Here is a 13193-nt window from a genome sequence, read left to right as displayed (position 1 = left end):
AAGAGTTGGCCGTGTGCCCGCTCTTTTTTTCATATGATTGAAAGTGCCAAAATAAGAAAAGGAAAGTGAGAAAAATGGATATGAAAATGTTGCTTTGGGCTGAAACGATGATGAAAGATGAATATGGAAAAGTATTAATTTGGTTGGGATTTATATTGGTTTTAATGGCAATTGATGTGGCGACAGGGTTCATTCAAGCCTATGTTAACCATGATTTGAAGTCAGGGAAAATGAGTACGGGATTGTTGAAGAAATTCGCATTGATGCTAGTTTTAGTTGCGATTGTGCCGCTAACTATTGTATTACCGAATCTATTTTCAGTTAGTGTCATTGTCGCAGTATACGTTCTGGAAACACTTAATGAAATGGTTAGTATTGTAGAAAATTTAAATAAATTAGGGATTGCGACAGCGATGTTTGACCCGATCATTAAACGTCTGCAGTCAAGTAGCCAAAAAAACCAGGAAGGAGAAAACAAATAATGGACATGAAAAAAGCAAAGGAGCTTTATGAAAAGTCTAACGATAAAAATGTTGGCTTACAGCCTCAGCCCGAACATCCTGAGAAGAAGGAGGAAAAATAAATGGGTCTAAATATTGAAGCTGGTTTAGCTGTAGTCCAGAAGTACATCAACAATTGTTATTACAGTATGTACGGTTCACGGTATTACACCGACGGAACGTGCGACTGCTCAGGTTCGGTATATCGTATTTTACGCGAATCAGGTGGTTTCAACTACGGCTACATTCCAAGCACAGAAACACTACATGACTATTTATTAAAACTGGGATATGAATTAATTGCTGAGAACAGTGACTTCCCAATGCAACGTGGTGATGTGATTATCTGGGGTCGTAAAGGTTATTCCGCTGGAGCAGGTGGACATACAGGTGTAGCGTTAGATAACCAGCAATGGATCGAATGTACTGGTTGGAAGATGACCACAATTATTGCCAATCATGACGAACGTTGGGTCATGGCCGGATGCCCGTACTTTTATGCGTATAGACTAAAAGGTGCAGCTACGAACTCTGATAAAACCACCAGCAATACAAACGCGAATCAAACTGAAGAAAAAGCGAAAATCAAGGAGGAAAAACTAATGTATATTTACTGGAAGCAAAACAGCGTGAAGAAAGAACAATTTGACGGATTCTTTGTTAATGGCAATAAGAGAATGCACATGCCAAATGGAACAGTGTTAACCGAATGCCGTGAACTTGTGAAAGAATGGGGATTCAACACCTTTGAGCCTAAATACTCTCATGATAACTTCAGAGTTGCCACTATTGAAAAAACTACTGATTTAGTTAAGTGGTAAAAAAATCCCCATCCGTCCGGGTGGGGTTGTACATATCATTTGAGTTTATCCGTTGTATATTTTATAATATCCTACAAGTATCACTCATCTAACATATAAGCGTCATGATACGAATAGACGGAGCGGCAGAGATCAGACATTTGGGGAAGTGTGCTGGTGGGCAGATGCCGCTCCGTTTAGTTTTGCATTTGAAACTCTCTATGAGAAGGGTTTATTCTAACTATCGAAAAAAACTTTATTTACATTTTCAGAAAATGGACTACAATAGTTTTAAGACTAGCTTAACACAAGTAGTCTCTTTTCTATCTAGGACAACTGTTTGGGAAGGCGGTTGTCTTTTTTCCTTTAACAACAATTGAATACTTATGGTTAACGGATACGAGTTTAGTTTGATCAATAATATCATTGATTTCTTTTTGACTGTAGCTTTTTGCTTTACGACTATGCATTGATTTATTTGAAGATTGACGGCTTCGTGTTTGAGAAGGTGTTGGTTTTAACATTTTAACCACTCCTATAGATTTTTTTAATGGTAAGTTGGCCTCAATTTGCTTTACTCAAACAAATACATATGTTAAAATCAAATTACTAAAAAGTTATTACTTGGTTTAGCTCAGTTTCTGACTAGAACAAGTGGACATATTGTCTTAGGGATGGCTACCACGAGTAGCTATCCCTATTTTTATCTTATATTCAGGTATTTTAGTAGTCCGAAATGTACTACAAATTTGGTGCTTTCATTAGGGATTAATGGAGCGTTGCTTCTGTAATGAAATTGTGTCATACCTTTAGATGTTCTAATACCCAAAATACCTAAATTATACATTTCGCTTAATACATCAATCAAGTTATCCGGTATCTCAGCTGATTTGTCTCGTGCAAATCTTTCGGTTTTAGTAGATGTCAAGGTTCTAACACCTCTTAGTTGAATAATGTTTAAAACTTGCATAATGGACTTTATTCTAGGGTTGATGCTTATTTCAGCTAATAAAGAATCGTAGAACCATTTTGAATATTCCGGTAGACAATCTTGTAACATTTTTAAAGTAATCTTTGTGTCTTCAGGATAACGTTTTTGAACAATAGTGAAGTATTTAACCAGTTCTCTAGGACGACCGAAACTGTGGTTAAGAAAATAATTTAGAACATTTTCTTCTCTAAAAAAAATAGTATCATATAGGGCTCTATCGGATAAAGAGGAATAGGAATCTACACTCTTCCTTACCTTATGAAGGATCATTTTTATCAGTGGATGATTCTCTGGTTTTTTTTGTCTTTCGGCATACCAATCGATTTCAACACCATAATCAGATGTCGTTTTAAACAGATTGTAGGATTTAGATAGTACTAAGTTTTGAATGTCAGATCTTAGAGCATGTATCACTCTGCACTTATTTTTACCTTCTCTAAATCTTTGGTTCAGTGATTCTGACGCATAAAGCATTTGCTTTATTAACTCTAAAAAGTCTTCTCTATTCATTTGTTCATCAAGCTGATCCATATCATCATAGATGATATAGTATTCATGCTTAGTTCCAAGTAATTTATAGACACAATCTTCAAGTTTTCTTATGAGTTCAGTATACTCAGCTCTGACTTTTTGAACCTTGCTACTTTCGATCAATTCGCCTGATGAAACTGCTTGAATATTTGCTGAGTGTATACTTTCACTTGCTTCCGTACCTGCCTTGATTGAACAACCTTCTTTAGTTTGGTAGAAATCTTCTGCCTTGGTCATTACCCAATTAGCTTCTTCTAATAAACTGTCTAATACTTTAAGTCTGTTCTTCTGTGATATCCTTAGCCATAACGATTTATTTTGCCTTTTTTTCAATAGAAAGCCAAACTCTCTTAAAAAAACGTATTTCCAAAAAATTACTAATTCTTCCCTGGTTATTGGGGATTTACTAAAAATAAGCAATTTCTCCTGAATGAAATCAGTAGAGTTAAGTTTTCTAATCAGTGCCTTATTTTCTATTTCTCTTTTTTTAGAAAAATAATTAGAAAGTATAGTTTTTCCGGTCCCTTTATATCCGCTTATGATAAAACAATTATCATCAATCAGCTTTCTTGTATGATAATTATCATCATAAAACAAAGAAAGAAAGTTTTTTTGTTCTGCTTCAGACCTACCATCGGTTTTACCAAAATCTATTTCCTTCAGACAAACAATTGACATTATAACTCCCCTAACTTAATTTATTGTCTGGGGTTAATTCTATCACATATAAAAGTAAAAATCCCGAAAAGATCAGACTGCTTGAAAGCTTGATCTTTTCCAACAGCCCACCTTCTAACGAGGTGGGTATTCTTGTCGAGCGTATAAGTTTACAATTCTATTCTTAGATAGTAGTATACAGAAGTATCATCACTAAAAAATTTGTCATTCCCCGCTTCGAAAGAGGCGGGGTTTGTTTGTGTATACAACTATTTACAATCAATCATTCAAACTGTACAATACAGTGAATGGTTTGGGCTAAACCTTTTGTTTCTGGCCATTCCCACGATGCCTGGGAGTGGCTTTTTTTTTCGAGCTAGTGGTACAATACCAGTAGAAGAGTTGGTTCCTCTTCGTCATTATTCATCTTGGCCACTCCTACCTTGTCAGGGGTGGCTTCTTTTGTCTCAAATGTGATATATTATGTGAGGAGAGTTAGTTGCTCTCTATCATTTTTCTTCATAACCACTCCCTAAGTCGTCAGGGGGTGGCCTTTTTTATGCTATACTACGCTTGAGGATGATTACACCTCAAGTCTCTTTAGTTGCTGCTTCCTTAATGCAGGGAAGTGGCTTTTTTATTTGAAATAGTGTTATACTAGCAGTGGAGAATATTCACACCTCCGTTGTTATCTACGTGGCCACTTCCTAACTTGGCGGGGAGTGGCCTTTTTTATATTATTATAACGTGTTATTTTAGGAGTTTGGCTAAGACTTTGGCTAAGTTAAATAATATATTTTTACTATCGAAAAAAATACATGAAGTGCCGAACCCTTGGTATAGAGCTTTTTTAATTTCTTTTAGTACTTAAAAAATTACGTAAGCTATTCTCTGAATCGAGCAATTACAGGTTCGAACCCTGTTATCCCAATAATAAGGTTCTCAATCAAAAAAGCTTTTAGCAGGATTTTATGCTAAAAGCTTTTTTCACCATTGCTCGAGTTGATTTAATAGATAGGTAGTACAAAAATGTTGCTGTTTCAGTGAACAAAGTAAAAAGCTCTTAGAACCAGCATTTAAGCAGGTCTTAAGAGCTTTCTTAATGTTTTAACGAATCACACGAAAACGAAGATCGTCAGCGAGATATTCTTTCTCACCAGGAGTCCCCTCTTTGGAACCAAAGACTAATTGAGAACGTAGTTCCCAGTTAGCAGGAATATCCCATTCTTTAGCAACAGCTTCATCCACAACTGGATTGTAATGTTGTAGATTAGCACCTAATCCTGCTTCTTCTAAAGCCGTCCAAGTATTTGCAGTGGCAATTCCGTTTGATTGTTCTGCCCAAACAGGGAAGTTTTCAGCATACAATTCGAATTCTTCCTGTAAATGCTTAACAGTATCTTTTTCTTTAAAGAAAAGTACAGTACCAAAACCACTTTTAAAGCCAGATAATTTATTTTGGGTATTTGGGAAGGCTTCAGGAGGTGTCAATGGCTTCAAAGCCTCCTCAACTATTTCCCATAGTCTTTCATGAGCATCGCCAAACAAAATTACTGCTCTTGGAGATTGTGCATTAAAAGCAGTGGGGCTTTGCTTTACTGCTTCTTTCACAATGTTAGAAATTTCCTCTTCTGATAAATTTACTTCCCGTCCTAAAGCGTAAAAGGAACGGCGATTTTTCAGTGTTTCTAAAAATGTAGTCATCAATAATTCCACCTTTTCTATAGTTATCACAATATGAACTATATCACCTTACAAAAAGTAAGGAAAGGAATATGCTCATGGAAGAAAAAGTAATTTTTCCTAAAAGCAGAGCGAAAAGATCGCAAATCTAAAAGACTATGGTAAACTTATTTTATGAATTAGTTGGAGGAAAGCAATGAAAGCAAAAGAATTAATTAAAACCATTCTCTATTTTGTCATTTTGGCAGCAATCTTATTTGCCCTTCGTCAATTTGTATTTACTCCAGTTGTAGTAAAGGGAGACTCAATGGATCCTACATTGATTGACGGTGAACGAGTAATTGCTTTAAAAAATACGAATGTGAAGCGATTTGACATTATTACTTTTCCAGCACCCGATGATCCAGGCAAGAACTATATTAAGCGAGTAATCGGTTTGCCAGGAGATAAAGTCGAATATCGTGAGGATCAATTATACATTAATGGAGATAAAGTTGATGAGCCTTATCTTGATGAGTACAAGAGTGAACTGACGGATAGCCAGCCCTTAACAGCTGATTTCACTTTGAAACAGCTATTTAATAAGGAAGAAGTGCCTAAAGGCGAACTATTCGTATTAGGAGATAACCGCCGAATATCCAAGGACAGCCGAATTATTGGTATGATCAATGAAAAGGATGTTATGGCCGATGTGAAATTTGTTTTTTGGCCAATTACTCGAATCGGAACTATTGACTAGCTGGAAAGCTAGTCTTTTTTTTTATTTTTTTGTTATAATAAGCGGAGACCATTCATTTATGAAATGAGGGAAAAAGATGTCTTTACAATTTCTATTGGGTACTGGACAGAATAATGCACAGGAAAAGATGGTTAACACTGCACGGAAGTGGTTAGATAAAGCTCCAGAAAATCGTGTTTTTTTCATTGTGCCTAACTATAATAAATTCGAGCAAGAAATTCAATTGCTGGAAACGATGAAAAGTCAGGATGAATACAGTTCCATTCGGGCACAGGTTTTTAGTTTTGAACGATTGGCTTGGTACTTTTTACAAAAACAGGGAAAAATTCCTGGCAATGTTTTAACAGATTCGGGTAATGCGATGATTTTAAGAAAAGTATTGCATGAACAGCGAGAAGAACTGGTTATTTTTCGCGGTGAAACCAACAAGACTGGATTCATTCAACAACTGGTCCAATTCTATCAGGAAATGCAGATTGGGAATGTAACTGTTGAGGACTTGGCTAAAGTAACTGGAAACAAGGATGAACAACTGAAGTTATCGGATTTGCGTTTGATCTATCAGGAGTATGAAACAGCTTTAACAAATTACCAGGTGAAAAATGAAGACCCATTATTGATGTTGCACAATTTGCTGCAGGATCAATCGATAAAAAATAGTTTGTTTATTTTAACCGGTTTTAGCCGCTTTAATGCCCGTGAATTGAATATTCTGTCTACTCTGATGAACTGCGGACATTTACTGGTGTCGTTAGAGTTGGATCGTGGATATTCCAACGAAGAACCGCATCCGTTGAATTTGTTTGCTGATTCAGGAAAAACTTATTTTCAATTGAAACAATTGGCTGATCAGCAGCATGTACCTGTTCATCACGATCAAAAAGCTGATGCGCAAGATACACAATTGAATCTTCTGAGTCAGTTCTGGCAAGGAAAAAAAATACCGAGTATAAACGAGGATTCTACTATTGCAATTTGGAAACAGCTCAGTCCGTCAGATGAAGTTCGTCATGTAGGCAATGAGATTCGCCGCTTGGTCTCGGAAGAAAATTACCGCTATAAAGACATTCAAATTTTGATTCGTAATTTTGATTGTTATAGCACTGTTTTGCCTTCATTATTTGAGCAATTAAATATTCCATTTTATTTAGATGAAACCCAGAAAATGATTAGTCATCCATTAGTGGAATTTTTACAGGCACTTTTTTTGGTTGATTCTTACAATTATCGAATTACTGATGTATTCCGATTGTTGCGAACAGAATTGTTGGTTCCTTTTAATTGGAAGGAACAACGTCAGATTAAGTTAATTGAATTGCGAGAGAAGATCGATCAAACAGAAAATGTTTGCTTAGCATACAATTTCCGCGGTAGTTTTTGGACGAAAGTTGAAGACTGGGTTTTTGTCGACTATGATTTTGAGGAAGAAACTTTCAATGATGCGACTGATTTACAGGTTGTTACCAATCAAGTTAGACATATGATTCAGGAACACCTGCCAGATTTCTTTTCCAGCATGAAGAAGGCTGAAAATGGATTATCTGCTGCTAAATATTTCTATCAATTCTTGGAAGATGCCGGAGTTAAACAACAGCTCCTATTCTGGCGGGATAAGGAAGTGGAAAAAGGAAATCTGGAAAAGGCGCGAAACCATGAACAAACGTGGCAGGCTTTAATGGATTTGTTAGATGAGTATGCGTTGATTTATGGCGAAAGCAGATTTAATTGGGAAGATTTTCAAGAAATATTTTTGGCAGGTTTAACCAATTTAACTTATGGAAAAATACCAACAGCAATTGATCAAGTGAAGGTCAACAACTTGGAATTGGCTCGGGCTGATCAAGCTAAAGTGACCTTTGCTATTGGCTTGAATGATCAAGAGTTCCCAGCACGTTTTGATGATCGCGGTCTTTTGTCTCCGGAAGAACGTGAAGGAATTAATGCCGAATTGGCTGAAGGAAAATTTTTACCGGAAAATAACAGTTCTAATGTTAATCGGGAACCATTTTTAGCTTACCATGTTTTTTTATCTGGTAGTGAAAAGCTGTATTTAACAGTCGCAACTACGATTGATGGTGAGAAACAATTGGCCATTTCGCCTTTTTTACGACGAATTAGCGAAAACTTGGGTATTCCAGTTAAAGCGTTTAGTGGATTGAACCTTACTACTCTACCAGAAAATTATGTTGGAACCTTAAGAACGCTGTTGTCGGATTTAATTCATTTAAATCGCCTTTCGTTAGATCAGACTGAACCCATGCGCTCCGGTTGGCGGCAATTAATACATTTTATTGAGACTACTGAATTGACCAGCTTAACTAAACGAGTTTTTTCGAGCTTAGAGGCTTTAAATATTCCTCAGTTTTTGCAGCCGCAAACGGCTGAAAAGCTGTATGGTAAAAATCTTTATGTGTCAGTTTCCCGAATTGAAAACTTCTATAATTGCCAGTATAAGTATTTTGCCCAATTTGGTTTAGGTTTGAAGGAGCGAACAATATATGGTTTAACACCCGCAGCAGCAGGTGACTTTTATCATGAAGCCTTAGACCGATTTTTCCGGATGATTCACCAGCAAGGGTTAGCTTTGATTGACTTAACAGAAGCGCAACGTACGGTTTTAGCTGATCAAGTACTGGAGGAAATCTTTGGAGAAGTGAAGTTTGCAATCTTATCCAGCTCGGCTCGCATGAACTATATACGCTATCAGTTGTCGCAAACAATTCAAAAAGTGAGTTGGGGGTTGGTTCAGCAAAGTTTAAAGACCAATCTGCGACCGCAACGTACGGAAGTCTTATTTGGTTCTTTAGCTGGAGAAAAAGGTATTCCTGGTATCCAGCTGCCTTTGAAGAATGGTGGTGAGCTAGCAGTTCGCGGGAAAATCGACCGCTTGGATCAAATTAAAGGCAATCATGCTGACTGGCTAAGTGTTGTGGATTATAAATCAAGCGATCGTAGTTTTAATATTGTGGATGCTTACTACGGAATTGCCATGCAATTAATAACTTATTTGGATGTAGCAGTCAGTGATTTTAATTTAACCAGTGATAAATTAATTAAGCCGGCGGGGGCTTACTACCTGCATGTACACAATCCAGTTTTAACTGATACGAAAAACTTGGAGCGAGAAACTTTAAAAGCCTATAAATATGACGGGTTATTTGTGAAGGATGCTGAGCTATTTAAAGAGATGGATTACAGCTTAGAAGAAAAGGAAAATTCTTTATTATTTCCATTGCGAAAAGACGCCAAAGGACAAATTTTACCAGCTGGACCTTCGAAAGATAAGTTTTATGATCAAGCTGAAATTGATTTATTGCGAGACTATAATCGCAAGAAAATCCAAGAGGCAGGGAATGAAATTTTATCTGGTGAGATTAAGCTTGATCCAACATTCAAAGACAGTAAGCGAGTTGCTTGCCAGTACTGCCCTTTCCGCAGCGTTTGCAAGTTTGATGTTATGTTAAAGGAAAATAATTATCATCGATTAGAAAAAATGCCTCGTGAAGAAGTATTGAAACGAATGGAGGAAGAATTGCATGATGAATAAACTTACGATCCCTCCAAAAGCACCCAACGAGATGTATACCGATGCCCAATGGCAAGCAATTTATGATCAAGGAGATAATCTCTTAGTTTCCGCTTCAGCGGGCTCAGGTAAGACAGCAGTGTTGGTTCGGCGAGTGATTGAAAAAGTGAAACGAGAACGTTTATCAGTAGACCAACTGTTAGTAGTTACTTTTACGGAAGCAGCTGCTAGTGAAATGAAGGAACGAGTTCAAAGTGCTTTGCAAGAAGCAATCAATGAAGAAACAAATCAAGACCTCAAGAATCATTTTACCCGACAGTTGACTCTTTTGCCGATGGCGAATATTTCAACCTTGCACTCTTTTTGCTCAAAGGTAATTCAACGATTCTTTTATTTGATCGATTTAGACCCTAGTTATCGCATGCTAACGGATGCCACCGAAACAATTCTACTAAAAGAAGATGTTTGGGATGAACTGCGAGAGGAATGCTACGAACAAAACGAAGAAATTTTCTATCGATTAACTGAAAATTTCTCTAACGACCGCAGTGATCAGGGTCTCGAAGATTTAATTCTAGCCATGTATGAATTTGCCCGAGCAAATCCGTCGCCCTTTGATTGGTTGGATTCACTACTAAAAAACTACAGTATCACTAACTTAGTTGATAGCAACCTTTATCAGGAAAGTTTGCGTCCACAGCTTGTTCAAGCTGTAGAGGATGCTAGTGAGCTTTATCAGGAAATGCTGGAGTTAAGTGAAGCAAGCAAAGAGTTGGAAAAAATATTTATTTTAGCTGAGACTGAGAAGCAATTTGCATTAGATTTACTTCAGACAATTAAGGAAAATCGCTTAGCTGATGCTTATCAATTAATGGAAGTCTTCAGTTTTCCAACATTCCCGACACCCCGTAAAAAAGAGGTGAAGGAACTATACGGCGAAACAATCGAGCGACTGAAAGACAAACGTCAAACAGCTAAAGATTTACTGACACAATTAAAAATCGGATTTTTTGCAGCCACTCCTGAAGAACATGTAGAACGACTGCAGGCTGTCCGACCACTTGTTGAAGAACTGGTGAGAGTTGAGAAACAATTTATTGAGCGTTATTCTGCTAAAAAAAGGGAAAAAGGTTTGCTGGATTTTAACGATCTAGAGCATTTTACGTTACAGATTTTACGGACTAAGGTGGATGATTCTTTTCCAGCTGAAAGTTATTATCGTTCTCGCTTTAACGAAGTTCTAGTGGATGAGTACCAAGATATTAATCAACTGCAAGAAACGATTTTACGAGCCTTAGCTTCAGAAAATGAAGACCGTGGGAATTTATTTATGGTAGGGGATGTAAAGCAATCAATTTATGGATTTCGCTTAGCTGATCCAACGCTATTTATTCAAAAATACCATGATTTTGCTCAACAAGACGGTGGTCGACGAATTATCTTAGCAGAAAATTTTCGTTCTCGAAAAGAAGTTCTAGATTTCACCAATTTAGTTTTTAAACAGCTGATGGATCAAGAGGTAGGACAAATTGCTTATGATCACGAAGCAGAGTTGATTAATGGCTTTACAGCTTTTCCAGCATCCGAAGATTTTAAAACGGAGTTGCTGGTTTATGAAAAAGACGAAGAAACTCCGGAATGGATCGAAGACAAAGCGACTGGTGAAGTCGTTATGGTTGCTGCTAAAATTCGTCAGTTAGTTTACGAAAGCTTCGAGATTTATGATAAGAAGCAAAAGAAAATGCGCCCGATTGATTACCGGGATATTGTTTTGCTGACGCCGACTAAAAGTAATAACTTAACAATTTTAGAGGTTTTTAAACAGTTGGAGATTCCTTTGTCAATCAACGATACGCAAAATTATTTTCAGTCGACAGAGCTGCGAGTGATGATTGCATTATTGCAGATCATCGATAATCCGTATCAGGATATTCCACTAGCAGCAGTGCTTCGTTCACCAATTGTCGGCCTGACAGAGGAAGAACTCGCACAAGTTCGTTTATTGCAGCCAAAGAAGGAATTTTATCTGGCTACGAAGCAATATATGGCGGAGAAAGACGATCGAACCAGTGAAAAACTAAAGAACTTTTATCAGCTTTTTCTTGATTGGCGAGAATTCTCTCGGCAAGAGGCATTGTCTGATTTAGTAATGAAAATTTATGATGAAACGGCCTATCTTGACTATGTGTTGGGAATGCCCGCCGGTCAGCAAAGATACGCCAATCTTCTAGCTCTGATTGAACGCGCAAAGGATTATGAACGAAGTAGTTTCAGAGGCTTGTATCAGTTTATTCGTTTTATCGAAAAAATGCAGGAAAAGGACAAAGATTTAGCTGAACCGCAGAGCGAAGAAATTACCAATGCAGTTCGGGTAATGACAATCCACGCCAGCAAAGGGCTGGAGTTCCCAGCGGTATTTGTCATGGATATGAGCAAAGCCTTCAATTTGGCGGACACTCGACGTAGCTATGCGTTTGATGAAAAATTAGGGCTGGGAGTAAAATATTTAACTCCTGAAAGCCGTATTCGTTTTTCAACCCTAGCTTTCGATGCTGTTCAACAGGTGAATTTACGTAAGCTGCTTTCCGAGGAAATGCGCAAGTTGTATGTTGCTTTAACCCGGGCGGAGCAAAAACTATTTTTGGTAGGCTCATACAGTAACCAAGAGGAGGCCTTGAAAAAGTGGTCAGCTACGGCTAATAACCCAGAATTAGTTCTACCAGTTTCTTCTCGTACCAAAGGGACCTTTTTTGATTGGGTAGGGCAGACATTGATTCGTCATCCTGAGATGGAAGGATATCAATTGGCAGGGACTACTGCTTCGCAACCAGAAGTTGCTCAACAACCAGCTAGATTTTCGATTTCTTTTATTTCGCCTAATTCAATAGAGAAACGGATTGCCAAATTTATGCCAAAGAAAAAGCAGCGTGAGATTGAAAAATTAATCGATGTGGATATTTCCGCCGTCAAAAAAAGATTGCTTTATCAGTATCCTTACCTAGAAGCAACCAAAACAACTAGCTACCAATCTGTATCAGAGCTTAAACGTATGTATGATGACCCAGATAACCGCGAGGCTATTTCTCTTGATTTCGGAGAAAAAGGATCCCCGGAACCGATCTACCGCTTTACTGAAGAAGGCTTAAGTAAACCAAAATTTTTGGAGACCAAAAGTCAACTTTCAGCAACAGAAATTGGAACGGCAACGCATCTTATTATGCAACTGATTTCGTTGGATAAACAACCGACTGAGGAAAGCATTCAAAGCTTAATCGATGAATTGGTTGCAGGCGAAACCCTAACTTCGGAATTAGCAGAAGCGATCTCTATTCAGTCATTATTAGTATTTTTTAATAGTGAGCTGGGACAAGAGGTTTTAGCGAACTCAACCCAAGCATATCGGGAGGAACCTTTTGCCATGCTGTTGCCAGCAAATGAAGTATTCAAAGAATATCAAGCTAAGGATGATTTGCTAATACACGGGATTATTGATGGCTACATCGAGTTTTCCGATTATTTAGTTTTGTACGATTTTAAAACGGATTATTACACAATTGAAAGAGAGCAGGACTTAATTGATCGCTATCGAGGACAATTATTCCTCTATAAAGAAGCGTTAGAAAATGCTAAAAATAAACCAGTGGGTTCCCTAAATATTGTTTTTCTGCGAGGAGAAAAGGTGATAGACTTATTAGAAAATCACTAGACCCAAGCAAACTATACTTATCATTTGTAAGTAATATGCTATACTTTCAATAACGAGGTG

The 13193-nt window shown here is 37.4% G+C and carries 8 protein-coding genes; 5 read left to right on the top strand and 3 right to left on the bottom strand.

The window, feature by feature from the left end:
* The first annotated feature begins 74 nt into the window (after positions 1–74).
* Together IGI46_RS14005 and IGI46_RS14000 are read left to right on the top strand one after the other, a co-directional pair.
* On the top strand, positions 75–482 hold the full coding sequence (locus tag IGI46_RS14005) for a phage holin family protein (protein WP_429973652.1): 408 nt from the start codon (positions 75–77) through the stop codon (positions 480–482).
* A gap of 101 nt (positions 483–583) precedes the next feature.
* Entirely contained in the window at positions 584–1321 is a 738-nt protein-coding gene (locus IGI46_RS14000; protein ID WP_429973651.1) for a peptidoglycan amidohydrolase family protein, read from the top strand.
* A 302-nt stretch (positions 1322–1623) separates the two neighbouring features.
* Here the strand turns inward: IGI46_RS14000 and IGI46_RS13995 are convergent, their stop codons facing one another.
* The 3 genes from IGI46_RS13995 to IGI46_RS13985 form a co-directional block, all read right to left on the bottom strand.
* On the bottom strand, positions 1624–1824 hold the full coding sequence (locus tag IGI46_RS13995) for a hypothetical protein (protein ID WP_429973650.1): 201 nt from the start codon (positions 1822–1824) through the stop codon (positions 1624–1626).
* 179 nt (positions 1825–2003) lie between these two features.
* Entirely contained in the window at positions 2004–3500 is a 1497-nt protein-coding gene (locus IGI46_RS13990) for a P-loop ATPase, Sll1717 family (RefSeq protein WP_429973649.1), read from the bottom strand.
* Between the two features lie 1086 nt (positions 3501–4586).
* Positions 4587–5183, bottom strand: coding sequence for a nitroreductase family protein (locus IGI46_RS13985; RefSeq protein WP_429963691.1), 597 nt, complete (start codon positions 5181–5183; stop codon positions 4587–4589).
* 175 nt (positions 5184–5358) lie between these two features.
* Between IGI46_RS13985 and lepB the strand changes: the two genes are divergently transcribed.
* The 3 genes from lepB (at position 5359) to addA (ending at position 13133) form a co-directional block, all read left to right on the top strand.
* Positions 5359–5901, top strand: a complete 543-nt coding sequence (gene lepB / locus IGI46_RS13980; protein ID WP_429963690.1) for a signal peptidase I — start codon at positions 5359–5361, stop codon at positions 5899–5901.
* Between the two features lie 76 nt (positions 5902–5977).
* A complete protein-coding gene (locus tag IGI46_RS13975; protein WP_429963689.1) occupies positions 5978–9448 on the top strand; it encodes a PD-(D/E)XK nuclease family protein in 3471 nt (1156 codons plus the stop codon).
* Positions 9438–13133, top strand: a complete 3696-nt coding sequence (gene addA, locus IGI46_RS13970; protein ID WP_429973648.1) for a helicase-exonuclease AddAB subunit AddA — start codon at positions 9438–9440, stop codon at positions 13131–13133. Before IGI46_RS13975 ends, addA begins: the two co-directional genes overlap by 11 nt.
* Positions 13134–13193 lie beyond the last annotated feature (60 nt).

This window comes from Enterococcus sp. AZ163 (assembly GCF_050498925.1).
Taxonomy (GTDB): Bacteria; Bacillota; Bacilli; order Lactobacillales; family Enterococcaceae; genus Enterococcus_A; species Enterococcus_A ferrettii.
Note: the sequence above shows the minus strand (reverse complement) of the source record. Positions and strands in the feature narration are given on the sequence as shown.